This is a genomic window from Methanosarcina sp. 1.H.A.2.2 (assembly GCF_000979975.1).
Taxonomy (GTDB): Archaea; Halobacteriota; Methanosarcinia; order Methanosarcinales; family Methanosarcinaceae; genus Methanosarcina.
This window is the reverse complement of the sequence record NZ_JJQL01000089.1, coordinates 56,749-83,105: the sequence shown is the minus strand read 5'-3', so window position 1 is coordinate 83,105 and position 26,357 is coordinate 56,749. Positions and strand designations below refer to the sequence as shown.

Sequence of the window (26,357 nt, the reverse complement as noted above, 5' to 3'; positions counted from 1 at the left end):
TTCAGGCTTTAACCTTTGAAACCGGAATGATCTTCAGTCCAAACTCACTGTCCACATTAAAACTCACCATATTTCCGGTAATTTTCCTGGCCCCCCTCAGTTTCTGGATTTCCATAGTTTTTACTCTCTGGTCCCCAACCTGCTCTATCCTGAGTTCAAGGCAGGCACTGCAAACTGACCTTAGCCTGTAAAGCACCACCTGGGAAAATGCATACCCGTGCACACTAATGAGAATGGTCTTTCCCCTGTCACACAGCTTTACGCATTCAGTAAAGAAGTTTAACACTGCATTTTCCGAAGCGTTCACCGCAAAGATCGTCAGGGAATCTATAAGGATCAGTTCTTCTTCGCATTTTTTTATACATTCCAGAAGTACCTGAAGCAGGCTCTCGCTCAACTGGGGATTTTCCTCAACATAGCTTGCATTAATCTCAAATATTTTTGATCTCCCTATTATGAAATATTCCGAAATCCCGAGCTTCAGGCTCTCCATCTGGTTTAGAAGTTCTTTTGAGGTCTTTTCCGTTGTTAAAGCAAGAACTCTTTTATCCTGGTTCAGGGCTCCCCACATTATTTGCTGTAGTAAAATAGACTTCCCACTATCGTTTCCTCCTTCTAGAAGGCAAAGTGAACCTACAGGAACTCCTCCCTCCAGTTTCCTGTCGATTTCCATGTTTCCGGTAGATATGAACTCCAGTAATGCTTTTTCTTCCTCTTTCAGGTCGCTGAATATTTCTTCATCGAGCGACTCTTTTTCAAACAGTGCTCCCTCATCCTTACTTCCTTCCATTTCTCTCCCCCCCTTCTCCGGGATTTCCCCACAAATCCCTGAATTCTTGTAGCATCCTGATCCATTTGTTCCGGTTTATTTGCTTATCAGGATCTTCCTTGATACGTAATTATCCACTGAATATTATCCACTGAATATTATCCACTGAAATATTACTCACTGAAATACCGTGAAGCCTTTATCCCATTGGGGGCAGCTACCAGAAGCCAGTTTGCGCTGGAGTTCCCAGGTGGGTCTGAGGGATCCAGCCTGACCTGCAGTTTCATTTTCTCTCCCGGGTCAAAGACTCCCGGGTTTATCAGGTCAGGAACAATATCCATTTTTGTCCACTTCCACCTGTCCTCTGAAATAATTTCGCTTTCCTGGTAGGGAATCCAGACAGTCTTCATGTCACCTGATTCATTTTGATAGGTAACGATCACGTCCATGTAAGCGAAGTCCCCGAGTTTTGTCGAGCCTGTGTTCTGCAGGAAGACCGAAATATTTGCCGTGTCAATGGAGGCATCTGTAACCTCGATTTCTGTTTTTAACATCTCGTTCTTATTTTCCTGCATCTCAATGACTGAATTAGCGAGTCCGTCTGCCATGTAGAACCCTCCCTTCGAGCAGACATACGATGCCAGGAGGATGGTTGCAACCGAGATCATTGCTGCAATTATTGACCCGAACCCCATTATTACACCGTGAAATAGGCCTCTTCGGAAACCCCGTTGTATGTACTGAACTTGATGAAGTATTTCTTTCCGCTCACAGGCAAATCTACAGGTTTAATTTTTATGCGTAGAGTCTCCCCTTTATCCCAGTTCTCGTCCCCATTCTGTTCGATCAGGTAGCTCCACCCCGGAGTCATACTTCCGTTTTCATCATAGGGTATGCGCTCAAAGTTTCCTGCCTCTCCAAAAAAGAGGTCAGAATCGGGGATTATACCTGAAGATATTTCCTTGCATCCCACATTCTTTATCCATACATGAATCTCGGTACCTTCAGCCCCAGTTGTTTCATGCAGGATTTCTATATCTGTCAGGATCTGGTCTCCCATAGAGTCCGAACGGCTCATTATCGGGTCTCCTGCAGAGATGACCGAGGGGTACACGGCTGAAGCAAACCCAAATGCACAGATAACGGATGCTATTGTTAGAATCGCAGAGCTTATCGATTCCCCACTCATTTTTCGACCCCCGCTTTACTTTCCAGTTTTTTCAAACCGGATAAATTGATGTTTATTTGATGTTGATTTCTAATTAAGCAGTTTATCAAACTGGTTAATGTATTATGATATTGAGTTACATCAAATGTTATACTGTCAAATGATACTGTTAATGATGTCAAATGATACTGTTAATGATGTCAAATGATGCTGTTAATGATGTCAAATGATGCTGTTAATGAAGGTGATATTGTTTCAGATTATCTGGAAGCAGTTAGTTTCAACTTCTCAGTTTCAAATTCAGTTGAAGACAAGTCTTTCTTTCTTCTCTTTTTCTTTCTCTTTCCAGCCTGAGGAGGTTTCATAAAGCGGTGGAATATTCTTTCTGAAATCTTCCGGGCTCAGGATTGCGCTTAACTGCGAAAGCACCATGATGTTGTCCTTCATGCTAATCCTGTCTTCTTCTGCGGGCTCTTCGATTGAAAGATTTGCAATGTTTTCAATAATCCCTTTTGTTTCTTCAGGGAGCTGTCCGGTAATAGCATAGAGGTTCAGCAGTCCTTCGAGGTTGCTGTGTCCTATTGTTCTGACAGCATAATCCACCCACCGCATAAGCTCGACAAGCATGAATGTGTCAATTTTTCTGAATTTTTCAGGTTCAGGCCTGTTCATTTCTTTTATCGGGATATTCTGTACAGGATTTTCCTGGCTGGACCTGGCGGATTTCAAGAAGCTTTCATTGTTTTTTACACTTTGATCCCCTAAATCCGAAACTTCTTCATTGGGCTTGAGTCCGTTTTCTCCATTGCCAGTCTCAGTTAACTGGTTATCTACTGCCTCCCCTTTTTCCGGCACCTCAATCTTCAGTGCTTCAAGGCTCGGGATGCTGCAGAAAGGATTTTCATTTTTATTCACCAGGTCCCTTATGTCCACGAGTAACTCCTTAATCTCCCCTTTCATTATTTTCAGTTCGGTTTCTATTTCGTTTACTCTTTTGTCCAGTTCCATACTGACCACCTGAAAACGAAGATAAATTTTCCCGTTTTCGTAACAGTAAAAGAAGGGGAAGTATCCCCTAAAGATTTAGGGGTTACCTCAGGTTCATTACAGCATCTATCTGTGGAGGCGTAATTCTGGTGACAGGCACGATTGCACCGACACTCGGTTTCAGTTCAATCCTGAACTCTCTGTTAACCACTTGAGTTGCAGTTCCCCCGTTCAGCATTGAGCCTTCTGGGACAATGATGGTGAGTTGCACTTTTTCGTGATGTTCCAGCAAATTATCTCCGTCGCTTGCCCCGATGAAGGTCGATGTCCAACTTACGTCCGGAACATAGGTCGCGTTGTCAGTGTAGGATACAATCATCAATCCTGAAGTATTGGTTGCTCCTATATCCACCGGGGACTGGCCTGCTGTGAGTTGAAGGGTAACAGTTAGGTTTTCTACCGCCCCAGGGGCAGTAATACTACCTTTTGCGATCACATCGCCTGCAAGCTCAACGGAAGAAGTAGTCTGTTTGACACCCTCGTCAATGGTTTTCTTGGCGGTATCGGAGGTGGTAAACCCGGCCCCAAGAACTACATAGGAGAATACTGCTGCCACCACTACGAAAGCGGTCAGCACTATTGCGGATTCCAGCCCTGTAAAGGCTTTCTCATCTTTCCTGAATATGCTAAAAATCCCTTTCATTCTGTTTTCACTCCATACTTTATTTCCCTATGAAAAGTATATAGAAAAGTCAAAAGGCTCCATTCCCCAGCGCCCGATATTCTACATTTCTTATTGTAATTTGTTATAGTAGCTATCTGCTCAGGAGCTGATACTTATGGTTCCCAGTTAACTGACCCCCCATACACATACTTATAATTTTACAACAGATACTATTCCCCTTCTAATTTATTAACTTTTGCCAATAAATTATACAGTTTTTATATTAGTGTCTATTTAAATTTTTGAGGTTATTTAGAGAATCACAGATATTCGGGCAGAGTATTTTGAGGTAAAAATTAGAATATCGGACTGAGTTTCAATACTTAATCGAAAGATTCCCAGACTGAGTTTAAATGATTTGATGTAAAGAATCTCATACTGATTTTATATCCTAAAAAGAAAGTAAGTGAGGTTTTTTAATAAAATTTCTCAATCTCGCGCTTCACGTCTTCGATTGAAAACTTTTGCCTCACAAGGGGCTCTTTATGAATTGTCGGCACCATTTCTTCCAGTGTTTTCTTATCGTTTTTGTAAAATATGCCGTTAGGGATTTTGTCTCCCCATTCAAGAGACCTTTCGAAAGCTTTTATGCGGTTGTAAGGGTCATAGTTATCTTCGAGTTTGTAAACTCTGTCCCGGTACCACTTGAAGGTATTCACTTTATTAAAAGTGACACAGGGCTGAAGAATATCAAGCAGAGAAAAGCCTTTGTGTGTTATGGCAGCTTTCATCAGCTCTTTTAAGTGCTCCCGGTCTCCTGCAAAACCTCTGGCTACAAAGCTGCAGTCAAGGGAGATTGCCATAGCAAGAGGGTTCAGGGGCTCAGCAGGGACCCCGTAAGGCTGGATTTTTGTGTGAGTTCCCCTGGCTGTTGTAGGCGAGGCCTGCCCTTTGGTAAGCCCATAGATCTGGTTGTCGTGCACTAAAAGGGTGATATTCGGGTTTTTGCGGATAGCATGAAGGAAATGGTTTCCTCCTTCCCCGTAACAGTCTCCGTCCCCGGCAACTGCAATCACGTGCAGGGAATAGTTGGCAAGTTTTGCAGCCGTGACAACAGGCAGGGTCCTTCCGTGCAGCCCGTTGAAGGTGTGGCACTTCATGTAGTGGGGCAGTTTTCCACTCTGGCCTATTCCCGAAACCAGCAGGACTTCCCACGGTTCGATCCCAAGTTCAACAAGTGCCTGCTTGAGGGTTGAGAGAATCTGGAAGTTTCCACATCCGGGACACCAGGCAGGGACCTGGCCTTCATAATCTTCAGAGGTAGGCATCTACTTCCTCCTTCAGGTTCTCAATGGTAAACGGCCTTCCATCGAACTTTAAGATCTGATGGGTAAATTCAAATCCCGTTTCGGCTCTTATAAGCTTTGCAAACTGGCCCGTGGCATTATTTTCTATGGAGATGGCAAGCTTTGCATTTTCGAGAAGCTCAATGTAATCGAATCTGTCCCGTTCGGGGAGTGGGTAGACCTGGCTGAAATGCATCATGGCAATCTTCCTGTCTTTTGAGAGGATATCCACCATCTCTTTAATCACACCGTAAGTCGAGCCATGTCCCAGAAGCACTATTTCAGGAGAAGGGTCTCCGTACAGCAACGGAGCTTCGATTTCTGATTTTATAAGCGGCAGTTTTTTTTGCAGTCTTTTCCGGGTCATTTTGATGCGGGTTTCGGCGTTCTCTATAATGTGCCCTTCTTCATCATGTTCGTCGCTGTCAGCTACGACAAGGTGCTCTCCAGATTCTCCGGGAACTGCAAGTAGGGAAATCCCCGTATCCGAGTATTTGTAGCGTTTGTACTCCTCTACCTCTTCCAGGTCTTTTTCCCTCAAACGATAATCATTGTAGATCAAGTGCTCGAAATCGAAGTTTTCAAAGGTCCACTCGGAATCCCCCAGGTACTGGTCGGACTGGATAAATACGGGGATCTGGTACTTCTCTGCAAGTTCAAAAGCCCTGTTAGTGAGGTAAAAAGCCTGTTTTGGGGTCCCCGGCTCAAAGATTACCCTTGGAAACTCTCCGTGCCCTGCGTACAAAATGAAAAGCAGATCCGCCTGTTCGGTGCGTGTGGGTAAACCCGTAGCTGGCCCCGGACGCTGCACTTCGGCGATCACAATCGGGGTTTCGGTTATCCCTGCCAGGGAGAGGCCTTCTCCCATAAGGGCAAACCCTCCTCCCGAACTTCCGGTCATTGCCCTCACGCCTGCAAAAGAGGCTCCTATTGCCATGTTAATGGCTGCAATTTCGTCTTCAGCCTGTTCTACAACAAGGCCATATTCTTCTGCTTTTGAGGCAAGGTAATTCAGAATCCCTGTTGAAGGCGTCATGGGATATGCAGAATAAAATTTGCAGCCGGATATGAGAGCTCCCATCCCGATTGCCTGAAGTCCGTCTATAAGCAGAAGTTTTTTTTCTTCCGGCTCCCGGATTTTAACGGTCTCGCAGCGGGAACAGTTTGAGATGACGTAATTGTACCCTGCCTCGGCACAGGCTACGTTTTTCTCAATTACCTCTTCTCCTTTTTTCTTGAAAGTGCTTTTCAGGATTTCTGTCAGGGTCTTGAGCCCGAGGTCCAGCAGGCCAAGCACTGCCCCGATTGCTACGGTATTTGCCATGATACTGCTTTTTCCGACCTCAAGGGCGATTTTTTTGAAGGGAACGTCTATAAACTCAGGCCCTTCAAATTTCTTCTTGATAGTCCTGGAGTCATAAAGGATAAAACCATCGTCCCTTACGCTTTTTTTGTGAATTTCGATCGTGTTCAGGTCAAGGGCGAGAAGAATATCGACCATATCCCTGGAGGCTGATACCTCCTGGTCGGAAAAACGGATCTGGTAAAAGTTGTGCCCGCCGCGGATCCTGGACATATAGTCCTGGTGCGTGAATACCTGGTATCCTGTTCTGGAAAAGATCTTTGCAAGGGCTCCTCCTATCGTTTGTAGCCCCTGCCCGGCTTCTCCTCCTACTCGAAGTGTATAGTCCAGAAATTAAACCCCCTTAATTTCTTTCCTTTTTTGTATCTGTCCGGACAGATTTACAGTTTGAAAGCTCAGCGTTCCTTAATTTAAGTAGGTATTGAGAATTTTCAATTTAAACAACTCAGTTTGTTATCTATTATTATCTCAGGTTTATACTGACTAAAATACTGACTAAATATTTTAAATAGATCACGCCGGAACAAGGCTTGTATATTATTCGAAAACTTATACAAAATAATAAATTCTAACACTTTAATTCTATCCGGCTATTCCTTATCTTTTCTTTTCTCAGTCCCCTAAGGTTGTATTATAATTAAACCTTATATACTCTGCTATACTCTTGCCTCCACGCCTGATCTAATATGGAAAAAGTCAATACTAAAAAGATGTGATATACTGCTAAGTAAAAAGTGATTTCAAGTACCTGGAAGAAGTTCACATATCCAGAGGGACAGTATAGGGACAGTATAGGGACAGTACAGGGACAGTACAGGGATAGTACAGGGACAGTATAGGGACAGTACAGGGACAGTCATACATTGGGGAAATAAGGAAAGAACCGATACTCTTCTGGAACTGTGACGCAAAATTATTCGTGAACTCCGGGATGTAAAGAAGAAAGTACAGGTAAGGCGGTTTGCAAGGAGAATCAGTTAAAATGGCAATTATAGAGGCAGTAAAAAATTTTTTTATTAAAGGTAGGGGCGTTTTACTGGGGTTTCCCCTGATCTTCCTGGGAGCTGTTTTGTTTACGGTTCACAAAATCCTGGGCCTGGTTACAGTGACTATTGGGATCGTTTTTCTCACGATGAGTGATTATGTTATTGAAAACGAAGAGGAAAGTGAAGATGAAGTAATCGGGAGAGAACTGCCCGGGGCAAAGGTCGATGAAAATGAGATTGGTGGAGATAATCGACAGGAGTGAGATACACAAAAGTGAATAAAAGATGAAAATACGGTAATTGTCCCGGCTGGAAAAACTCAGATATTCAATTTTTTAAAACAGGTAAAGTAGCTTCCCCAAAAGAATACAGCCTATCAAAACAATCCCCAGTATAAGTATATCCGACTGAAGTACAGTGTATAATATAAAAAAACAAATTATTGAAGTGACCGCACAGGCCAGAATATCCACTGGATTGCTCATGCCTGCCTCCGTATCAAGTTTATAAATTCACATCATGATAAGCATTTCTACTTTGAATAAAAATTTAATAATATTCTAAAGTATAATATTTCGGAAATAACTCTTTAACCAAAAATAGTTGAAATGCTTAATCGTGACCTGAATTACTTAAAAGGTCACCTGAGTTTTGAAAAGTAGCCTGAAGACCTTAAGAAGTAACCTGAATCTCTAAAGCGGTAAGCAAAACGAAAAATGTAACTCCCCTCCCTGCTGCTTTCATTAAGGAAGGGGATTTCTTGCTTTAGTGCAGAGTCAGAGTATGTTTTTATTTTTCCGAGCGGATCGGACTAAGTTTTCCCTATCGGACTAAGTTTTTCTCTGTATCTTTCATTTCGCAGCTTTAGAATTTTCCACGACCGAGCTGGGCATGTGCGCGGGCGAGGTGTCCGGCAGCCTGTGCTCCTATAAGGGAAATTTCTCCTGCAAGTACGGCAGAGGCTACAATCTCTGCAAACTTTCTGGAATTTATCCCGGGGACATCTCCTGCTCCTGCCACGCCAAGTATGTTCAGGCAATCTCTCTGGGTTCCAAGGCCAGTGCCTCCTCCGACTGTACCTACAGGAAGGGCTGGCAGGGTGACTGAACAGTGAATCTCCCCATATTTTGTAAGTTCCATACTCGTAATTGCGGTGCTGCCTTCGACAACATGGGCCGCATCCTGCCCGCAGGCAAGGTAAACGGCAGCGATAATGTTTGCAGCATGGGCATTAAATCCCATGGCTCCTGCTCTTGCCGAACCAAGCAGGTTTTTACTGTAATTTACTTCAAACATTGAGTCTGGAGTACACTTGAGGGTTTTTTCGACTACCTCTTCAGGAATGGTTACTTCGGCAACTACAGTCTTTCCTCTCCCAAGAATGGTACTTATGGATGCAGGTTTTTTGTCAGTGCACATATTTCCCGAAAGGGTAACAGGATGTGCGCCAAACTCGTCTTCTATGAGGTGCATCACCGCATCTGTGGCTATGGTTGCCATATTCATGCCCATTGCATCTTTTGTGTCATAGGAAAACCTGAGATAAACATACGTTCCGGTCACGAAGGGCTTTACAGAGAGCAGTTTTCCAAATCTGGTCGTCTTTTCAGCAACTTCTTTCATCTGCTCAAAAATTTCAGGACGCTTCACCCAATCATAAAATTTTTTGGTTCTGTCGAGGCTCTCAAGCTTAAAGACTGGTGCCCTGGTCATTTCATCTTCAAAAACTCTGACATTTGCCCCACCTGACTTTGTGATGGCTGAACAGCCGCGGTTTACACTGGCAACAAGGGCACCTTCCGTTGTAGCCAGAGGTATATAGTATTCAGCGTCCGCATATTCTCCGTTTACCTTCAGAAGTCCGGCAACCCCAAGAGGAATCTGAACTACCCCTATCATGTTTTCAATATTCTTCTTTGTTACAGTTTCCACGTCTAAAGAGAAGTTCTGGATGTGTTCAAATTCGAGTTTTGCGTACTCCTGAATGGCAAGTCTCCGGATTTTTACGGCTGTTAACGGGTCTGCAAACTCTTCAATCTTACGAAAGGCTATATCTCCGTCGAGAACCTTCTGTAAAAGAAGCTTTTCTTCCTCACTAAGTTCATAATCTTTTAAAAACATGAAACCACCAGTTGATATTTTTATTTTCTTACTTAATATTAATATTTTATAGTGTTACAGTAAGATACGCTAATTCGAATGTTTTGCTCGTTTGAATATGGCCTTTGTATTAAGGTCCATTTTTACCTTAAATATCTGCATATTAGCATATAATTCATTCCTCAAAAGTAGTTTTCAGACTACCTCACAAAGTCAATCAAGATATATTGGAAAGCATAAAAATTCTTGTCTGTTTTGTAGCAGCCGTTTACAAAAATAGCTTAATAATTATTTTTTCCTGTCAGTTATTATTTGTAGAATCTGTACCTGACATGGTAGTTCACTCGGTAATCTCAAGCATAAAATCTTCGGAATATTGCAGGTTAATATAAAGCATCCTATAAAGCATCTATAAAGCATCCTATAAAGCATCTATAAAACATCTATAAAGCATCCTATAAAGGATCCCGGTACGAACTGAAGATAAAATTCCTTAAAATTAATGAAAAAATAGCCAATATAGTATAAATAATATTGAATGAGAGGTCCGAGATAAAGTGCTAAATTGTTCAACGGTGGATCACTCAAAGATCAGGACATTCGAGAATTAGATCGTTGAGAGAAATCTCATTACAATGGAACAATAGTTTTTAATCAAATTTTAAAATATTTCTAAAAAGGTGATCTAAAAAGGTGATCTAAAAAGGTGATCTAAAAAGACAGTTATCAAAATACAACTTTAGATAATTATTTTAAAATATATTTTAAAGGAATTTTAACCATTCTTTAAAGTTGATTTTCGACTAAACTGCCAGATTCAGAAGTTTATAATCAGCTGGTTTTCCTCGCTGTACGTCAGAAAAAGTTCAGCCACGTCTTTTGAGCAAATAAACTCAATTCCCGGGATCAATTCTTCCTTCTTAAGGCCGATCATATCTGAGGCAAGCTGACAGCATCGGAATTCTACTCCCATCTCGATGCATTCCTGAACAGAGGCATCGTACTTGGGTGACCCTCTTGTTTTATCTTTCTTTGCAAGCAATACTCCCATAGGTCCCCACAGAATTACCAGAACGTCGAGCCCTTTACTTCTATAATACTTCGCGAACTTGAGAGTTTCCTGCGGGCTGGTGCTTTCGTACACCATATTTTTGAGTAGCAGTAATACCTTTTCGACTTTTGTCATAAGAACCCCAGGTCTGAACAATACTTTTCTGAAACAGATTACCTGGATGTATATAAAGTTTCACATTGAAAACAAGGGTATACACATTTTTTTACTTTATTTAAATAATTTTGTTCATCCCTTCGGAAAATGACAGGATCTTTAGACCTGTAAATTATTTAGATAATTCTATCGCAGCTTGGAAGCATGCAGTTACTTTTTAACTATAATAAGATCTAAATCCGATCCCCTCAAAAAATTTATAATGTAAAAGGCCGATTATAGAGCCCGAGTTTTTTGAAATTCCATTTGGCTGAAGTTATCAAGTTTTAATGCAAGCTGGTTGTCTACCTTACATGGTTGATGCTTTTATGGCAGGAAATCAATTCCTGGCTCGAAAAGTAAAAACAACAGAAAGAATCTTAAGTGTATAAAACCGAATTAAGGCTATCTGAAAAGCACTCTTTTTTTATTTTTGGAAGGCATCCCCAGGCAAGATTGAGGGGACACTTCATGACGTTAGGAATAATAAATATATAATACCGAGTATTTTTATTCCCAATATATAATTCTGGTTCAACTCGATTACAAATGAAAACGGAAATTGAATTTGATGCTGCGCACAAAATATTCGGAAGAAATTGAAAAGCAAATGAAAGCATTTTATGATTCATTGAACGAGAAAGACAGAAGAAGATATGCAGCTATAGAAGCAATGAAATTAGGTCATGGGGGACAAAACTACATAAGTAATGTGCTGAGCTGCCATTTTCAGACTGTCATGGCTGGAATTGCTGAACTCACTAATGGTACAGAAACACCAGAGGACAGGATTCGAAAGCCTGGAGGGGGCAAAAAGAAAATCATCGACACTGTGGAAAATATCGATGAAATTTTCTTTGAGGTCTTAAAAGACCATACTGCTGGAAGTCCTGTGGATGAAAAAATCAAATGGACAAACCTGAATCACAAAGAAATTTCAAATGCTTTTAAATTGAGGGGTATGAATGTAACACCTCATGTAGTAAAGCAGCTTTTGAAGAAACATGGTTTTGTAAAGAGAAAAATGCAAAAAACCGTTGCAATGAAAGATTGTGAAGACAGAAATGAGCAATTTGAGAGGATTAACGAGTTGAAAGAAGAGTACTCTGAAAACGAAAATCCGATTATCAATATAGATGAGCTTATGCCAAAAACTTCAAAAATGCTTTAAAACCCAAAAAATGACACATAAATGCTTATTTAGTCTAAAAATTACGTTTAGAGCCTTTAAAAAACACTACTCCACGAATTATTAAGTATAATTTCACTAAAATACATAATAAATAAGATATTTAGTAAAAAACATATGATAGAATTTGAATTTTAACTTATAAATTGATCCGTGTATTATTTCTCAGAAAATATTAAAAATCTATAAACCCATTATTCAATTATTTAAGAAATAAAAACAAATATAATTAGAAATAATGAAATATTATAGCTTTAAATAGACTAAAAGTTGATTAAAAATAAATTTTTGACAAAATAAGACTTATTAGTGAATATTATTGAAAAATAAGTAATTTTAAAGAAAATGGCATAAGCTCAGATGTGAAAAAAAAGAATTCATAGGCAATTTCTACCGTGATGGCAAAGGATATTGTACCCAGGCAGTAAAGGTATATGACCACGACTTCAATACATTTTCAAATGGTGTTGTAATTCCACATGGCATATACGACCTGAAACGTAACGAAGGATACATCACCCTGGGAATCAGAACACAAAGATAGCAAGTTCATAGATATGCTAAAGATAGAGAAAGAAGTACATTATGTTTGGCAGGGAAGGGTAAACGTAAATGTGCTCCCTTTTCCAGGTTCGGATTCCACCCGGATTTCCCCGCCGTGGAGTTCCACAAACTTCTTGACGATGGAAAGTCCAATGCCTGCGCCTTCATATTTCCTGGATGTGGATGAATCAATCTGTATAAAAGGCTGGAAGATTTTCTCCAGATGCTCTTTGGATATGCCAATTCCGGTATCTTTGACACTGATCTCTGTCATACCCTTTAGTTTGCGGGTCTTGACGGTTACAAGTCCACCTGCGGGGGTAAATTTAACGGCATTGTTCAGGAGGTTGTACAGGATTTGTATGATCCGGCCCCTGTCTGCCAATATGTATTTCAACCTGGAGTCAAGGTTGAACTCTATGCTTATATTTTTTCCTGAAGTGATGGAAGATAACGCTACTTTTACTTCCTCAACAATTATGTTGACGGATACGGCTTCGTATTGAAGTTTGAGTTCCCCACACTCAATTATTGAGAGGTCCAGTAAATTGTTAACAATCTCCAGGAGATGTTTTCCACTTTTTGAAACGTTATTGACGTACTTTTTTTGCGTCGGATTGATAGCTCCGAAGACCTCTTCAAGCAGGAGATCCGAAAAGCCTATGATGGCATTCAGTGGGGTACGTAGTTCATGGCTCGTGTTGGCTATGAATTCGCTCTTGGCACGGCTGGCAGCTTCAGCGTCCTCTTTTGCTTTGAGGAGGTTTTTTTCTAACTGCTTATATTCAGTGATATCCCACATAACTCCAAGTAATACCGAATCTTCTTCAGATAAGCCGCTGAATACTACTTTGTGCAAAATCATGTGGTGTATTCTACTATCCGCTGCCCCAAGAGGGATTTCATAGATCAGGTTGCCTTTTTTGTCAATCAATTCCAGATCTGATGGATAATGCACGTCAGTTTCCTGTTTCGGAATAAAATCGTAACCTGGCTTTCCGACAATATCCTTTTTTCCCATTCCCATGAATTTTTCAAAAGCTCTGTTACAGCCCACATAAAATCCTTTTTTGTTTTTATAGTAAACCGGCGCAGGGATAGAATTAACAAGGTTTTGCAGGAAACGTGTTTTTTCCTGCTGCAGGGCCTCTACACGTTTACGGTCAGTGATATCCCGAACAATAGCCATCAAGGCAGGCTTTTCTTCATATTCTATGAGAGAAGGATTTAGTTCAACCTGGATCCTTCTCTTATTTTTCGTTAAGAATTCCAGTTCATATCTCTGGGAAAGAGTCGGATCCTTTTTAAATCTCTTTTCACATCTCTCAAGTAATATGTCCCTGTACTCTCCAGCTATAAATTTTGTAAAGGGCTCTCCAATTGCTTCTTTTTCAGAGTAGCCTGCCATTTCAAGCATTTTTTGATTTGCAAACTTTATCCGCTGGTCCTGGACAATAAGAATTCCGTCACTTCCCTTTTCGACAAGGGTTGAGTACTTTTTTTCCGAGGCCTTCCAGGCTTCTTCTGCTTTCTTGCGTTCGGTGATATCTTCGAAAATCCCAATGCCGCCCAGCAGGGCGCCTTCATCCGAGATCAGAGGACTATAATTTACTTTAACTGTTATGGCTTTATTGCCCGTAACGGAACAATAGTCACCCTCATAATAGCCTGATTCCCTGGAAAGGGCCGATTCAAGAGCTTTTTTCATTTTGTCATTCTTTAAAGCCTTCCTGAAATTCAAGCCAATTATGTCTGTTTTTCTGCCCCCTACAATGACTGCGAAACTTTCGTTGCAGTGAGTAATGACCCCGTTCTGGTCAAAGTGAATAATTCCAACAGGGGACCCCTCAAAAAGCATCCGATATTTCTTATCGGAATCGTGCAAAGCCTGCTCTGCTTTTTTGCGCTCTTTGATATCCCTGCCAATTGAAAGCACAGCTTGTTTGCCTTCATATTCAATTATACGGTTGCTGACTTCTAAAGGAACAATTGAGCCGTCCCTTCGAAGAGATCCAATCTCAAATGCAGCATGTCCCGATTGCCGCAGCTTGTTTATCTGATCTGTTATCTCTGGTGTGGTGCCTGGGACATTCAGGTCCATAATTGACATTTGGAGGATTTTATCCCGGCTATAATCCATGAGTTCACAGGTAACCCGATTTACCTCCAGAATCCTACCCCTCATGTCATAGATAAGGATCGCATCATTAGTGTTGTCAAAGATATTTCGAAACTTTTGTTCTGAATTTTGTAGGGCTTCATGTGCTTTTTTCTGGCTGGTAATATCAACTATTATACCCTGATAATGAGTTATTTTACCATCTTCAATGCGTTTGATCAGGGATCTTTCATCAACCCATCTTACATCTCCGGATCTGGCCAGGATTCGGTACTCCCTCTGAAAATAAGGATCCTTTTTTCCATTGTGTGTTAAAAATGGTTTGAGTAAATCTCCAAGGTCATCAGGATGTATGATGTCCTCAAATCGAAACTTTCCAGAGGTAAAATCTTCTGGAGTGTACCCCAACAGGATAATATTTTTTGACACACATTCAACAGAAAAACCTTTATCTGCTCTCCATATAAAAGCAATTACAGGGCTGTTCTGGTAAATTGATTCAAGTTCTTTGTCCGTATTCATAAATTTGGCAAGGTCCCCTGAAGGATTGCATAACTTCCCATTTGCAGGCTTTTTAGGGGACGTCCATTTCCCATCTATTTTGATTATAGTATCTTCCCGGCTGCTTGTCAGGTCGAACGTTTCCTGAAGAGATAAATTTTGAAAAGGAAGGCAAAGCAAAGCAGTTATATTTATTCCAGGAATAATGTCATTGAGAACTTTCTCGTAATTTTCAATGCTTGAAAGTGCGGACCCTTTGCTAATCTTGAGATCGAGGCTTACCCGAAGCCCGGGAAACCCTTTTGAAAGTACCTGATCATATTTCTTCTTCAGGAATCGTGCAACTCCCGAAGGAGACAGCTCTTCTTCCTGCATGCCGCCTTCCTGTATTACTTCAAGCTAGGTTGACCGTATTCGGGAGTTAACATTGATTCCGGTGTTAACAAGTTCCTTATTTACCTTTTCAGCAGTTGATGCATCAGATGCAATCCATAAGCAGTACTCATTTTTGCCAATACCCGTTTTAAAATAAGAAGTGAGTAGTTCGGTCTGCTCTTCCACATCGTTATATATGGAAATGAGGTGTCGACAGGTTGGGATACTCAATAAAAAATCGAGATTTGGATTCGTGTTTTCCCTAAGAATATCAAATCCTCCTATGGTTCGCATCTACTGCACTTATCTTGAAGACTGATGGAAAAAAATAATGAGACAAATTTATTATATTTTTAGTTGAATTTTTCGGCTCTTCGCTGTTTCGAGTGGGTAATTTCATCCATTTCCTAAATATGGAAATAACATGCATAAAATTCAGAAGCACCTGTTGTCAAGAATCAAAATCAAGCTCAATGTTTCTCTTTTTAGCTGGATAAACTTCTAACTAATAAATTTTTTCAGCCCATACAAAACAGCGAAGAGCCAATTTAGACAGGCTCTAATATATAATGTATTTTCAGATGGTATATCTCTTATAGTATCATCCATATTTTAGATGATCTATTTCTTCTAGTATCATCTATATTATATAAACTCTGTTCCAAAATCTAGTGATTTTTGCATTTCTTGATTGAAATTCTGAATTCGCAAGAAAAATCCGGTCTTGCAAGAAAAATCCGGTCTTTAATCAAAATCAATATTCGATATCTAAAGACTTCGATCTAAAAGTTTTATCACAAGAATTGTGAGACTTTTTATTATTTTCTGGTCTTCTTGTTTTCTTCTCTCATCATGAAAAACAATAAAATTTTAATTATATTGAGATAATACATTTGTGAATGGGAAAAGGTAACATCGTAATAGACAAGTCAATGATAAAAACGGTGGTTGACGGGAAAATAATAATTCCTTTACCAAATGTTTTGGTTGAAAATCGATACTATCCTATGTTCTCCATATGTTCTCCTACTCATTGTAATGATTGTGGCAGTAAATTACATGTGAACTCTCACTACACTCGCTTTATTCTATCAAGTTACGGCACTATAGCTCGCAATGTTAGATACTGGTTTTGTCCTGCTTGTAAGAAACCTTTTCATGATCAGATTATTGGCGTTCCTGGTTCTGCGAATTACAGTTCTGAATATTCAGATAAACAAATGAATGTTAGATATGATGGACGATGTAGTCTACACAATTCTCGAAGAATTGGAGAAACATATACATAAGGCTTGATAGCCTTCTGTGGAAGAGCTCCTTGTGCAACTTCACTATGGTTATATGAACAAAAACTAGCAGAACTTTCAAAGCAAGAACTTTTGGATCAAAAAGTTGCCTTTCGCGAAACATTGTATGTTGATGGAGATTGGATCAAAAAAGGCTGGAAAAAAAAGTTTGAAAATCTATTGGGAAGAGAGATTTCAAAGAAAGAATGGAAGAAGATGTGATATTAATCTGTTTACGTTGTTGCTACCGAAGAAAAGGTAATTTTAGATTTTGAGGTAACTGACAGATTACCAACAATTGAAGCTCTAATGCCTCTTTTCATACGAATAAAGAATCGATTTCCCGAAGGCAAAATACAAAAGATTGTTTCTGATGAGGACAAAGCAATCATTGGAGCCGTAAAGAGGGTGTTCCCTGAAGTGGCTCATTCTTTTTGCGTGTTTCATCAATTAAAAAACGTTAGCAAGAGATATTATGAGGAATTCAACTCTATTGAAGAGATCTCAGATAATGACAGGGTTGTGTACAATGAGATCTGTCAGTTGATCCGTTCTGATACGACCATCAGTGCTGTTGCATATATTCAAAAGATACGAGAATTTGACTCTAATCTGGAACTTTCAGAAGCGTCTCATAAAGCGATTTCTTATGCAGAAGAGATTTTCAAGAAGAATGTAAGCTTCTTGAAAAAAGGTTTTACACCTGAGACGGATAATACAATGGAACAGATATTTTCTTTGATATGTGATATCGTAGACAAAGCAAGATCATTTAAAACCGATAGTGGCCTAACTAATTTTTGTTATAATTTATTTACTTATTTCAACAAACGGTGTTTCAGTACTGGTAAATGGAAAGGATTCTCACCCTTAATGAGGGCAAGATTCCAATATGGATAAAAGTAAAGGAAAAATGGAAACTTAGAACCTAAACTTGAAGTCTTCTAGTCGTAGCTATTGAAAAATCCCACAATAATCAGTCCATAATTGAAAAATGTTTAAAACTGTGCATCTGAATGGATCAACTTTTCCAAGATGTGTAGATTGGTTTACTCAAATTCGGATGAAATTTTATGATTATTTTTGAAATTGAAGAAAAACCAGAAAAAATTAAAAAGACTCTTTTCCAAATTTGGATTTTTCTTAGTTCATTCAACTATCTGGTCTTCGGGAGTTTGATAACACATCAATCTGGAAATTCCGGACGACTAATAAATTCACATGACTGTTAAAATAATATTGCAATATAATATCTCAGTTCAAAACTTAAAAAAATAAATCTGTTTTATATGTGTTTCACTTAAAATTTTATCTTTGCATTAGAAGAGAATTTGATTGTTAATATATTATTGAATTAGATTATTAATATATTATTATACCGTTAAAACTGTATTAGTAGCTACATTTCAACTATCAAATATTTTTAAACTTCTATGCTAAGTTTAATATATTAATAAGATATTTCATATATAGTTATTAAATAAATAAAATAAGTGACGATTCAAACTCCTTCCTATTATTGATACTGATTATTTGGTATCTGAATAGTTACTAAAAAGGATTTGATCTTCTCTATACTTGAAAAGGTGGTTATCTTGAAAAATAAAATTTTAACCTTATTCAAAAAAGATGAGAACGCGTTCACCGGTCTGGAAGCCGCAATCGTGTTAACTGCTTTCGTTGTGGTCGCGGCAGTTTTTTCATATGTGGTCCTCGGGGCTGGCTTTTTCACGTCTGACACTGCAAAAGAGACAATTCACACAGGTGTGAAGCAGGCAACTTCTTCCGTAGAACTCTGTGGTGATGTAGTTGCCAAGGGAACTAGTGGTGCGAATGTCACGCAGATTCTTGTAACCCTTCAGTTGACTGCAGGTGGTACCCCTGTCGACATTGGGCTCAATTCCTCTGCTAACAAAATGGTGATCTCTTATCAGGACAGTGCACTCTACACAGCGAACACCACTTGGCAATCTTCTTTCATTGGAAACTCCGACACTGATGCTCTGTTAGAAGAGTTTGAGAAAGTAGAACTAACAATCGACGTTCCGACTGGATCAAATATCAATAGTTCGGATGCATCAAACAAGGAATTTAACCTTCAAATAAAACCCTCTGTAGGGGCAACTCTTCCTATCACAAGGACAATTCCCCCTCAGGTTGACGCAGTCATGCTGCTGAACTGAATAATTAATAATTATAATTTTTCACCTGCAGTTAATTTCTTCTGCAGGTATTCATTTTATCCTTTTTTGAAGTGGTGAGTATGGAGCTTGAGAAAAAAATAATATCTCTGGAGTCTGAGTTCAGAATTGTGAAGGGCGAGATTAAAAAGCTACTCTTGGATCTCAGGGAGATGATGAACAATTCCGAGAATCCGTTTTATACGGGGAATGCTTCTGCACTGCTCAGTAGATCCTCTGAAGTAGTCCCGGTCAGAGCAGAATCCCTGGTCGCTGAAGAAAAAGAGGAAATTACTTCCAAAGATAACAGGGCAGATACTCCCCTGCCTGGCTGCAGTCCCGGATTATCCCAGGGCCAGGGTCCTGAAGGTCCCAAAGCGAACTCCGCAGAGCTTGAAGGAAACCCGGATCTTATGGTCCTGTTAAGAAAATATGCGGGTCTGTCCCCGGTTGCATCTCCGGAAAAAAAGGTTCAGATAAGTCCCGAAAATCCCCCTGAAACTTTTTCTCCGGCAACAGCTTCTCTAGAAAAAATTGATCTCTTTACGCTGATTGAACTGATGAGGTGGACTGATTATACACTCAGGACCATAGAGAGGGAAAAATTGAAAGAGGCCCTGGAATTCTATGAGCTTACTGGCCATCTTCAAGAAAGAATTAAAGACGTTGTCCTGAAAATTGTCAAACTCTCGGACGAAGATCCTGAGCACGAATACAGGACCTCTATGAAGGATTACATCACCGCACTGGCTCAGTTGAACACGATCCTGAATCCAGGGAAATTTGACCCCCAGCTCATGCATTTTATCTACGAGGGAATGCCCTGGAGAAAAGTTGAAAGTAAAGGCGAAGAAGCCTTTTTTTCCGGGAAAGTTTTGTCCCGCGGCTAGGACATGATGCCATGGGAAAACAACAGAAATGAGAAAGACCCTGAATATGCACAGAGGAAGGGGGCATGAGCGGGGAGACAATCAGCGCTGCCATAATTACTATAGCTTCTGTTATATGTGCTACGGCGTTCGTTGCAGCAGTATTTCCTCCTATCCTGGGTTCAAGCACCCCGGTGATAAGCTCTACGGATGCGCTCAGTGACAGGATAAAAACAGAAGTCAAGATAATTCATGAAGAGTATAACTCCGGTGACTCCGAAGTATACATTTGGGTGAAGAGTGTCGGAACAAACAGGATTTTTGAATCCCAGATCATGAACTCGGACCTCTTCTTTGGGGAAAATGGAAATTTCCTGCGAGTGCCTTACAATGCCACAGGTGCTTCCAATACCTGGACCTACACGCTCGAAACCGGGGATGACAGTACGTGGGACATAGGTGAGACCCTCAGGATCACGGTGCATGTCCCACTTTCGTCAGGATCGGAATATTTTGTCAAGTTTATATCGTATAATGGCATCTCAACTGATGACTATTTCACGGTGTGATGATGGGGTTCGGAAATATCATTGCCGCGCTCGTTGCAGTTGCTGGTATAATGGTCGCCTCTTATATCTTTGTAATAGGGGCTTTTTATACGGCTGATACTTTAACGACCTCAACCCGGGACATTCAAAACGAAAAAGCCGGATTTCTGAGAACCGAAATTGGGATCGTCGATGTTGTCCCCGATGGTGTAAACATTTACGTGACCCTTGAGAATACCGGGCACGAAAAACTCAGGGATTATCCGAGCATGGACGTATTTGTCCGCTACTACAGTCCCTCCGGCATCCTGGAGCTTCCGGGCAGGCTACAGTATACTGAATCCTCCCCGAGTGATGATGAATGGACAGTAGCGGGGATAAGCCCGGACAATATAAATCCCGGGGTGCTTGACCCGGATGAAAAACTTAGCATATGGATAAAAGTGAGCAGGCCCGTGAAAACAGGGAGCCAGAACAACTGGCTTCAGGTCACAACTCCGAATGGGGTCAGCACATCGAAATATTTTGACGGGTAATTCCAGAGTAAGGTAGATTTTCCCCGCAGTATCGGAAATGGTGATTCAGTGGGGCACGGCATTATTGGAAAAATGAACAGTGTAAAGAAAACGGAGAATTGCAGGGATGAGTACAGTTCCAGATATAGATGTGCCAGAAGTTGCGAACACAGAGGACGCAAACAAATACATGGCCGAAGAAAAAAAACGAACCGAAAAAACTCGTTTACAGAAAAAGATCATATCCTCTGGAAACTCTGAAATAGACCGAAAAATGGGCGGTGGAATTCCTGCAGGTTCCCTCTGCCTGCTGGAAGGGGTAAATGACAGTGGGAAGTCAGTGCTGGTCCAGCAGATCATGTGGGGAGCCATGCAGCAAAACAGAACAGTGCTCACCTTCACAACAGAAAACACTATACAAAGCCTCTTAAAACAGATGGAGAGCCTTTCCCTTGACATTTCTGACTATTTTATTATCGGAAATTCAACGATTTTTCCTATCCATGAAAAACTTATAGAATCAAAAGGGGAGGCAGCTGAAAACATGCTTAAGTTGATGCTTAGAAGCCTTTCCAGCCGCAAAGAAGACATAATCATTATTGACTCTCTTACTGTTTTTGTAGTCAACTCCACAGAACATGAAATCCTGAACTTCTTCGCAGAATGCAAAAAACTGAGCGATGAAGGAAAAACGATCCTGATCACCGTGCACAGTTATGCTTTTTCGGAAATGCTCATGATCCGGATCCGTTCGATCTGTGACACCCATCTCCACCTGAAAATCGAGCAGGTGGGAGACCAGCTTGTCAAAACGATGGAAGTCGCAAAGATCAGAGGCGCCCAGAAGACTACAGGAAATATAATCAGTTTTGATGTCGAACCCGGGTTTGGCCTCAGGATTATCCCTGTTTCACGAGCAAAAGCCTGAGGCAAGTGAATGGAATACCTCCCCTTCACTCCGAAAACCGTGCATACCCACGGCAGTGACCTTATGGAATGCGGCCTTTTCCGCACGCTTCCGGAAGAGTATAAAAAATTTATCAGCAAAACTGAAAACCAGCATGTGCTTTCCTACATGCACATGATCCCCCTTGAAAAAATCGGGGTCCCTACCTTTTACTCCACGCTTACAAGAGACCTGAGAAAGCTAAACCACCCAAACCTCCTCTATCCTGTGGGAAATGGGATTTCAATTCATGTTTTCCCGGACGAGGAGGATATCCGCGATTACTATATCCCTGTGGAACCCATCCTGTTCCAGGAAATTGACGACCTCCTGCTGGAGGTCGAAGAATTGCTTGTAGACCTTGTCAACATGCTTGAGATCAAAACCGACGACCTCGATGAAAGGAAAAAACTCCTGGAAGAGGTCCTGAAAAGGATCTGTGTCATTAAAGACGGGGAAAAGCAGGGCACAAAGCTGGGCTTTCTTTCGAGGCTGTTAGGAAAGCTAAAAAACATCCTCAAAACCAAAAAATACAGGGTCGTAAATGTAACCTCTGAGGAATACCGGGCAATCAGATATCTCATCCTGAGAGACAAAGTCGGGATGGGCGTGCTCGAATCCCTGCTCCTCGACCCTTACATTGAGGATATCACCTGCAGTGGGCTCGGGCAGATTTTTGTGGAGCACAAGATCTTTTCGGGTCTGAAGACAACAATTTCGTTCAAGGAAATAAGCGATCTGGACTCTTTTGTCATCCGCCTCTCCGAAAAGATCGGAAAGCCTATCACCTACCGTAACCCCATAGTGGACGCTACACTTCCGGACGGCTCCAGGATCAACATCGTCTTTGGAGAAGATATCTCCAGAAGGGGCAGCAACTTTACAATCCGAAAATTTGCGGGTACGCCGATGTCTATCCTGGAATTGCTCGAATTAGGGACCCTGGACTACACGATTGCGGCATACCTCTGGATCCTCATCAAGGAAGGCATGAACTGTTTCGTTGCCGGGGAAACGGCTTCCGGAAAAACCACCACGCTCAATGCAATTACAACTTTTCTTCCCCCAGATGGAAAGGTAGTATCAATTGAGGATACCCCGGAGCTCCAGGTCCCTCTCAAAAACTGGACAAGGGAAGCCACAAGGAGTTCCAGGGATGACAGCGGGTCCGAGGTATCCATGTTCGACCTTCTGAAAGCGGCTCTCAGGCAGCGCCCTAATGAGATTATCATCGGAGAAATCCGTGGTGTGGAGGGAAACATAGCTTTTCAGGCTATGCAGACGGGTCACCCTGTTATGTCCACTTTCCATGCGGCTTCCGTTGAGAAGCTGATCCAGAGACTGACAGGCGACCCGATCAACGTTCCGAGGGCATATATCGATAACCTTAACCTTGTTATCTGCCAGAATGCCGTGCATCTGCCCGAGAAGGGAATGCTAAGGCGGGTCACAAGTATAAACGAGATCGTGGGGTACGACCCCCTCTCTCAATCCTACACTTTCATCGAAGTTTTTCGCTGGGAACCCTCAACTGACACCTTCAGTTTTACCGGAAACCTGAATTCCTACCTGCTCGAGAACAAGATTGCTCCTAAATGGGGAATCCCTGACAACGAACGGAGAAAAGTCTATACAGAGCTGCAGAAGCGGGAAAAAATTCTCAGAAAGCTCCATAAGGCCGGAATAAAAGGCTTTCATGAGCTGTTCTCTATGATTGTGCGTTTAGGAGAGGAGGGCCTGACAAAATGAGAGAAGAGAAGAAAAACAGTTATGATCTCCTGTTTCTGCTCACTTATATGGCTTCCATCTCAACGACCGATATTGAAAGGGACAGGATTTTCAGGTATACTTCGGAGCAAAAGGGGTACCCGATCTCCATATATTTCAGACAGGTATACGTCCTGGCTTCAAAGTGGGGCTATGAGTATTCTCGGGCCTGCAAGTATGTCTCTAAAAAAGTAAAGGATGAGGGGTTATCGGATCTTCTCGGGCGGATGGCAACAGCTCTGGCCTCCGGGGAGCCCGAAAAGGAGTTTCTTAAAAACGAGATGAAGGTGGGAGGGGAAATTTTCTCCAACCAGTACGAAAGAAATATCGAAGAACTTAAAACATGGACGGATGGGTACACTGCTCTTCTTATCTCAACGACCCTCGTGGTAACGATCATCCTCATCTCCTCAATGATATACCCGATGGGCAACCTCCGCATAATGTGTTTTATGGTCCTGCTTCTGCTGTCCGCTATCTGCGGAATCGGGATTTTTGCTTTATACTGCTCAGCTCCATGTGAAGAAAAAACCCATCGCCTGAAACACAAATCAAAAGAACAGAAGAAAAGCGAATTCCTGGCAAGAATCCTGCTCCCTGCCGGAGGAGTCATAACAGTTCTGCTTTTTGTCAAGGGCGTCGAGATCGGGTATCTCTTCCTGACCCTTGCGGTGTTTATGCTCCCTTCCGGGATCTATGCCTTGATTAATGACAGAAATATCGATAAAAGGGATGCAAATTTTCCTGTATTCATAAAAACCCTGGGCTCGCTTGCAGGCACCATGGGGATTACAACATCGAGTGCAATGAAAAAGCTTGATAAGGAAACCGTGGGGTTTCTGGAGCCTCTTGTTGAAAAACTTTACGTGAGCCTGTCCCTTGACCTTAAACCGGTTTTTTGCTGGGAAAGTTTCATCGGAGAAAGCGGTTCGGAACTGATAAACAGGTCTTCAAGGATTTTCAATGACGCAATAGACCTTGGAGGAAACCCCGCGGATGTAGGGCAGATCGTTTCTTCCTCGAGCCTTGCTATCGTGCTGCTCCGGATGAAACGAAAGCTGATCGGTACCGGTTTTACAGGCATGATCTTTGTGCTCCACACGGTAATGAGCGGGCTTCTGGTCTTTATCTTTGAAATCATAAATTTTTTTTCCATGATAATGGATGAAATGTACAGTTCTCATCTCTTGGATATGGCTGATGAGAACATGGGTTCTATCGGGATACCGATGAACCTCTTCGGGGTAGGGGAAGATATTGAATTATTACACATGTTTACCCTTGCAGCCGTTTTTATTTTAACTCTTTCAGATGCAATAGCCGTAAAAGTAACAGATGGAGGTGGAAACTACAAGCTTTTTTTTTACGGGGCTGTGATGTTCGTACTTTCGGGTATTGTGCTGATATGCGTGCCTTTTGTGGTATCAAAGGTTTTTATATTTGAGATATGAGGGTCTGGTTTCTGGCCTTTCTGGGAGGTGACCGGGCAATTAGAGGTGATTGAATGAATCTGCTTAAAAAAATAATTATGGTGATAAAGAGAAAGAAAAAAATAGATCCAGAGATCGAAAAATTACTGGCTCCAGACGAAGGCCCGGAAATCCTTCCGGAAACTCTCGGAGCCGAAGTAAAACTTCAGAACGAGGAGCCTGACACCGGAATCCCGGTATTGTCACCACCTTCGGAAAGTCCGATTAAAAAGCTGGTTGCCGATGACCTGCTCGATGAATTGATGAAGGACGAACTTCTGAGTGTAGGAGAAGAGTACGGGTTCCTGAAGCTCCTGGAAGATGCAAGTGCAGAGGAACTGGTTGGCGAGCTTCATGAAATTCTAACCGAGTTGCGAAGGCTATATAACTCAGGGAACAGGGCTGGATAAAGTTTAAACCTTAACTCTGCCACATATAGGGATTAACTAATTTCCGCTGACCAATGTTCTTGCTCTTGTTTTTCAGCAAGATGCCCATCTAAAGTTACAATGTTCCCTTTAAATTCCCCGTTGAAATCAATATAACAAATTGATGTTTTGGTCTTCAGGTGACTCAGTTCCAAAATCCAGTGATTAGTGTAAGAGCCTATCCCGAAACTAATATTATGTTGAAATTATATATTTAGTACTATGTCATTTCAGGAAATCGATGATGTTCTGTGGAAATCCATAGAACCTTATCTTCCTCCACAGAAACCACACCCAGGCCGGCCTCATGCAGACTTAAGGAAGTTAATGAATGGAATCTTGTATGTCGTTACAACCGGTTGTACGTGGAAAGATGTTCCTCGTATTTATGGTTCTAAGTCAACAGCTCATAGATTTCATCTCTACCTGTGTGAACATGGTACCTATCAGAAGATTTTCAATGAACTTTTAAACAAAGGTTATGACTTGAAGAAAATAGATCTTTCTCATTGCTTTACTGATACAAAGTATGGTCCTGCTAAAAAGGGGAAACATCGGTTATGATGGCTACAAGAAAGTAAAAGGAGTAAAAATAAGCGTTTTAGTAGATATAGAGGGTCTGCTCCTCTCTATTGTTGTTCCTGCAAATGAGAACGACTCCACGCTTTATGTACCTACACTTAAAAATTTCAAGATACAGAGACCTATAGGAAGGCCTGTAAACAGGCCTTCCAAAGTGACAGCTGATGCAATATATGATACAGATGAAATTCGAAAATATAACAGAAGAAGAGGAATAAAGTCCAATATACCAGTAAACATAAGAAATCGAAAGAAAAAGAAGAGAGGAAGACCAATAAAGGTAGATTGGGACGAATTCAAAAAGAAAAGTGCAGTAGAAAGGTTCTTTAGCTGGATAGAGTCCTGCAAGAAAGTATTTCCAAGATATGAAATCAAAGAAGTATCATACTTGGGAGTTGTAATGTTAGCAGCAATAATGAGGTTAAATCAAGTTTTGGGATGAGCTCATTA

At 41.2% G+C, this 26,357-nt stretch carries 25 protein-coding genes and 1 pseudogene; 15 read left to right on the top strand and 11 right to left on the bottom strand.

Features of this window, described 5'->3' with window-relative positions; translation table 11 throughout:
• Nucleotide 1 precedes the first annotated feature (1 nt).
• From EO93_RS14335 to EO93_RS14305, 7 genes are all read right to left on the bottom strand, one after another.
• Complete coding sequence (locus tag EO93_RS14335; protein ID WP_048136425.1) at nt 2–790, bottom strand: ATPase domain-containing protein; 789 nt, start codon at nt 788–790, stop codon at nt 2–4.
• A 152-nt stretch (nt 791–942) separates the two neighbouring features.
• A complete protein-coding gene (locus tag EO93_RS14330; RefSeq protein WP_048163227.1) occupies nt 943–1,464 on the bottom strand; it encodes a hypothetical protein in 522 nt (173 codons plus the stop codon).
• Between the two features lie 2 nt (nt 1,465–1,466).
• Complete coding sequence (locus EO93_RS14325) at nt 1,467–1,958, bottom strand: hypothetical protein (RefSeq protein ID WP_048163226.1); 492 nt, start codon at nt 1,956–1,958, stop codon at nt 1,467–1,469.
• Between the two features lie 279 nt (nt 1,959–2,237).
• Complete coding sequence (locus EO93_RS14320) at nt 2,238–2,945, bottom strand: hypothetical protein (RefSeq protein ID WP_156161340.1); 708 nt, start codon at nt 2,943–2,945, stop codon at nt 2,238–2,240.
• A gap of 82 nt (nt 2,946–3,027) precedes the next feature.
• A complete protein-coding gene (locus EO93_RS14315) occupies nt 3,028–3,627 on the bottom strand; it encodes an archaellin/type IV pilin N-terminal domain-containing protein (RefSeq protein ID WP_052735473.1) in 600 nt (199 codons plus the stop codon).
• A gap of 437 nt (nt 3,628–4,064) precedes the next feature.
• Nucleotides 4,065–4,916: a 2-oxoacid:ferredoxin oxidoreductase subunit beta gene (locus EO93_RS14310; RefSeq protein WP_048163224.1), complete on the bottom strand. Its 852-nt coding sequence runs from the start codon at nt 4,914–4,916 to the stop codon at nt 4,065–4,067.
• Nucleotides 4,903–6,627 carry a 2-oxoacid:acceptor oxidoreductase subunit alpha gene (locus EO93_RS14305; protein ID WP_048163223.1) on the bottom strand — a complete coding sequence of 575 codons (1,725 nt, stop codon included), beginning with the start codon at nt 6,625–6,627 and terminating at the stop codon, nt 4,903–4,905. Before EO93_RS14305 ends, EO93_RS14310 begins: the two co-directional genes overlap by 14 nt.
• Nucleotides 6,628–7,279: 652 nt before the next feature.
• Here EO93_RS14305 and EO93_RS14300 point away from each other — a divergent pair.
• The gene (locus EO93_RS14300; RefSeq protein WP_048163222.1) at nt 7,280–7,546 is read left to right on the top strand and encodes a hypothetical protein; all 267 of its coding nucleotides are present in this window, start codon (nt 7,280–7,282) and stop codon (nt 7,544–7,546) included.
• Nucleotides 7,547–8,147: 601 nt separating this feature from the next.
• Here the strand turns inward: EO93_RS14300 and hmgA are convergent.
• Nucleotides 8,148–9,404 carry a hydroxymethylglutaryl-CoA reductase (NADPH) gene (gene hmgA / locus EO93_RS14295; RefSeq protein ID WP_048163221.1) on the bottom strand — a complete coding sequence of 419 codons (1,257 nt, stop codon included), beginning with the start codon at nt 9,402–9,404 and terminating at the stop codon, nt 8,148–8,150.
• Between the two features lie 796 nt (nt 9,405–10,200).
• Nucleotides 10,201–10,569, bottom strand: a complete 369-nt coding sequence (locus EO93_RS14290; protein ID WP_048135337.1) for a DsrE family protein — start codon at nt 10,567–10,569, stop codon at nt 10,201–10,203.
• A gap of 592 nt (nt 10,570–11,161) precedes the next feature.
• Between EO93_RS14290 and EO93_RS14285 the strand changes: the two genes are divergently transcribed.
• Together EO93_RS14285 and EO93_RS18700 are read left to right on the top strand one after the other, a co-directional pair.
• Entirely contained in the window at nt 11,162–11,761 is a 600-nt protein-coding gene (locus EO93_RS14285) for a hypothetical protein (RefSeq protein ID WP_052735472.1), read from the top strand.
• 391 nt (nt 11,762–12,152) lie between these two features.
• Nucleotides 12,153–12,323 (top strand): annotated as a pseudogene (locus EO93_RS18700) (ISAzo13 family transposase); the annotation flags it as partial.
• 39 nt (nt 12,324–12,362) lie between these two features.
• Here the strand turns inward: EO93_RS18700 and EO93_RS14280 are convergent.
• Together EO93_RS14280 and EO93_RS18695 are read right to left on the bottom strand one after the other, a co-directional pair.
• Entirely contained in the window at nt 12,363–15,317 is a 2,955-nt protein-coding gene (locus tag EO93_RS14280) for a PAS domain S-box protein (protein WP_052735471.1), read from the bottom strand.
• 24 nt (nt 15,318–15,341) lie between these two features.
• Nucleotides 15,342–15,611: an MEDS domain-containing protein gene (locus tag EO93_RS18695; RefSeq protein WP_082107669.1), complete on the bottom strand. Its 270-nt coding sequence runs from the start codon at nt 15,609–15,611 to the stop codon at nt 15,342–15,344.
• 998 nt (nt 15,612–16,609) lie between these two features.
• Between EO93_RS18695 and EO93_RS18315 the strand changes: the two genes are divergently transcribed.
• The 12 genes from EO93_RS18315 to EO93_RS14220 all read left to right on the top strand — a co-directional run bounded on the left by EO93_RS18315 (nt 16,610) and on the right by EO93_RS14220 (nt 26,349).
• The gene (locus EO93_RS18315; protein ID WP_048163220.1) at nt 16,610–16,825 is read left to right on the top strand and encodes a hypothetical protein; all 216 of its coding nucleotides are present in this window, start codon (nt 16,610–16,612) and stop codon (nt 16,823–16,825) included.
• A gap of 87 nt (nt 16,826–16,912) precedes the next feature.
• Nucleotides 16,913–17,503 carry a transposase gene (locus EO93_RS18310; protein ID WP_048163219.1) on the top strand — a complete coding sequence of 197 codons (591 nt, stop codon included), beginning with the start codon at nt 16,913–16,915 and terminating at the stop codon, nt 17,501–17,503.
• A gap of 695 nt (nt 17,504–18,198) precedes the next feature.
• Nucleotides 18,199–18,786, top strand: a complete 588-nt coding sequence (locus EO93_RS14265) for an archaellin/type IV pilin N-terminal domain-containing protein (RefSeq protein WP_235284283.1) — start codon at nt 18,199–18,201, stop codon at nt 18,784–18,786.
• Between the two features lie 80 nt (nt 18,787–18,866).
• On the top strand, nt 18,867–19,673 hold the full coding sequence (locus EO93_RS14260; protein WP_048163217.1) for a hypothetical protein: 807 nt from the start codon (nt 18,867–18,869) through the stop codon (nt 19,671–19,673).
• A gap of 65 nt (nt 19,674–19,738) precedes the next feature.
• On the top strand, nt 19,739–20,221 hold the full coding sequence (locus EO93_RS14255) for a hypothetical protein (RefSeq protein WP_048163216.1): 483 nt from the start codon (nt 19,739–19,741) through the stop codon (nt 20,219–20,221).
• 2 nt (nt 20,222–20,223) lie between these two features.
• On the top strand, nt 20,224–20,736 hold the full coding sequence (locus tag EO93_RS14250) for a hypothetical protein (protein ID WP_048163214.1): 513 nt from the start codon (nt 20,224–20,226) through the stop codon (nt 20,734–20,736).
• A gap of 106 nt (nt 20,737–20,842) precedes the next feature.
• Entirely contained in the window at nt 20,843–21,643 is an 801-nt protein-coding gene (locus tag EO93_RS14245; RefSeq protein WP_235284282.1) for an ATPase domain-containing protein, read from the top strand.
• A 9-nt stretch (nt 21,644–21,652) separates the two neighbouring features.
• Nucleotides 21,653–23,410, top strand: coding sequence for a type II/IV secretion system ATPase subunit (locus EO93_RS14240; RefSeq protein WP_048163213.1), 1,758 nt, complete (start codon nt 21,653–21,655; stop codon nt 23,408–23,410).
• Nucleotides 23,407–24,879 (top strand): archaellar assembly protein FlaJ, encoded by a 1,473-nt coding sequence (locus EO93_RS14235; RefSeq protein ID WP_052735470.1) that lies wholly within the window; start codon nt 23,407–23,409, stop codon nt 24,877–24,879. The genes EO93_RS14240 and EO93_RS14235 overlap by 4 nt, the downstream gene beginning before the upstream one ends.
• A gap of 53 nt (nt 24,880–24,932) precedes the next feature.
• Nucleotides 24,933–25,307 (top strand): hypothetical protein, encoded by a 375-nt coding sequence (locus tag EO93_RS14230; protein WP_048163211.1) that lies wholly within the window; start codon nt 24,933–24,935, stop codon nt 25,305–25,307.
• A gap of 240 nt (nt 25,308–25,547) precedes the next feature.
• Nucleotides 25,548–25,889 (top strand): transposase, encoded by a 342-nt coding sequence (locus tag EO93_RS18535; protein WP_048163210.1) that lies wholly within the window; start codon nt 25,548–25,550, stop codon nt 25,887–25,889.
• Nucleotides 25,855–26,349 (top strand): transposase, encoded by a 495-nt coding sequence (locus EO93_RS14220; RefSeq protein ID WP_156161339.1) that lies wholly within the window; start codon nt 25,855–25,857, stop codon nt 26,347–26,349. The genes EO93_RS18535 and EO93_RS14220 overlap by 35 nt, the downstream gene beginning before the upstream one ends.
• Nucleotides 26,350–26,357: the final 8 nt, after the last annotated feature.

Excerpts from the sequence above, each read along its gene's own strand:
- EO93_RS14250 (WP_048163214.1), top strand. The coding sequence starts at position 20,224 with ATGGGGTTCGGAAATATCATTGCCGCGCTCGTTGCAGTTGCTGGTATA.
- EO93_RS14235 (WP_052735470.1), top strand. The coding sequence starts at position 23,407 with ATGAGAGAAGAGAAGAAAAACAGTTATGATCTCCTGTTTCTGCTCACT.
- EO93_RS14255 (WP_048163216.1), top strand. The coding sequence starts at position 19,739 with ATGAGCGGGGAGACAATCAGCGCTGCCATAATTACTATAGCTTCTGTT.
- EO93_RS14315 (WP_052735473.1), bottom strand. The coding sequence starts at position 3,627 with ATGAAAGGGATTTTTAGCATATTCAGGAAAGATGAGAAAGCCTTTACA.
- EO93_RS14240 (WP_048163213.1), top strand. The coding sequence starts at position 21,653 with ATGGAATACCTCCCCTTCACTCCGAAAACCGTGCATACCCACGGCAGT.
- EO93_RS14310 (WP_048163224.1), bottom strand. The coding sequence starts at position 4,916 with ATGCCTACCTCTGAAGATTATGAAGGCCAGGTCCCTGCCTGGTGTCCC.
- EO93_RS14230 (WP_048163211.1), top strand. The coding sequence starts at position 24,933 with ATGAATCTGCTTAAAAAAATAATTATGGTGATAAAGAGAAAGAAAAAA.
- EO93_RS14325 (WP_048163226.1), bottom strand. The coding sequence starts at position 1,958 with ATGAGTGGGGAATCGATAAGCTCTGCGATTCTAACAATAGCATCCGTT.
- hmgA (WP_048163221.1), bottom strand. The coding sequence starts at position 9,404 with ATGTTTTTAAAAGATTATGAACTTAGTGAGGAAGAAAAGCTTCTTTTA.
- EO93_RS14285 (WP_052735472.1), top strand. The coding sequence starts at position 11,162 with ATGCTGCGCACAAAATATTCGGAAGAAATTGAAAAGCAAATGAAAGCA.
- EO93_RS14300 (WP_048163222.1), top strand. The coding sequence starts at position 7,280 with ATGGCAATTATAGAGGCAGTAAAAAATTTTTTTATTAAAGGTAGGGGC.
- EO93_RS14330 (WP_048163227.1), bottom strand. The coding sequence starts at position 1,464 with ATGGGGTTCGGGTCAATAATTGCAGCAATGATCTCGGTTGCAACCATC.
- EO93_RS14290 (WP_048135337.1), bottom strand. The coding sequence starts at position 10,569 with ATGACAAAAGTCGAAAAGGTATTACTGCTACTCAAAAATATGGTGTAC.
- EO93_RS18535 (WP_048163210.1), top strand. The coding sequence starts at position 25,548 with ATGTCATTTCAGGAAATCGATGATGTTCTGTGGAAATCCATAGAACCT.
- EO93_RS14320 (WP_156161340.1), bottom strand. The coding sequence starts at position 2,945 with ATGGAACTGGACAAAAGAGTAAACGAAATAGAAACCGAACTGAAAATA.
- EO93_RS14220 (WP_156161339.1), top strand. The coding sequence starts at position 25,855 with ATGGTCCTGCTAAAAAGGGGAAACATCGGTTATGATGGCTACAAGAAA.
- EO93_RS14335 (WP_048136425.1), bottom strand. The coding sequence starts at position 790 with ATGGAAGGAAGTAAGGATGAGGGAGCACTGTTTGAAAAAGAGTCGCTC.
- EO93_RS18310 (WP_048163219.1), top strand. The coding sequence starts at position 16,913 with ATGCCTCTTTTCATACGAATAAAGAATCGATTTCCCGAAGGCAAAATA.
- EO93_RS18695 (WP_082107669.1), bottom strand. The coding sequence starts at position 15,611 with ATGCGAACCATAGGAGGATTTGATATTCTTAGGGAAAACACGAATCCA.
- EO93_RS14260 (WP_048163217.1), top strand. The coding sequence starts at position 18,867 with ATGGAGCTTGAGAAAAAAATAATATCTCTGGAGTCTGAGTTCAGAATT.
- EO93_RS14245 (WP_235284282.1), top strand. The coding sequence starts at position 20,843 with ATGAGTACAGTTCCAGATATAGATGTGCCAGAAGTTGCGAACACAGAG.
- EO93_RS14280 (WP_052735471.1), bottom strand. The coding sequence starts at position 15,317 with ATGCAGGAAGAAGAGCTGTCTCCTTCGGGAGTTGCACGATTCCTGAAG.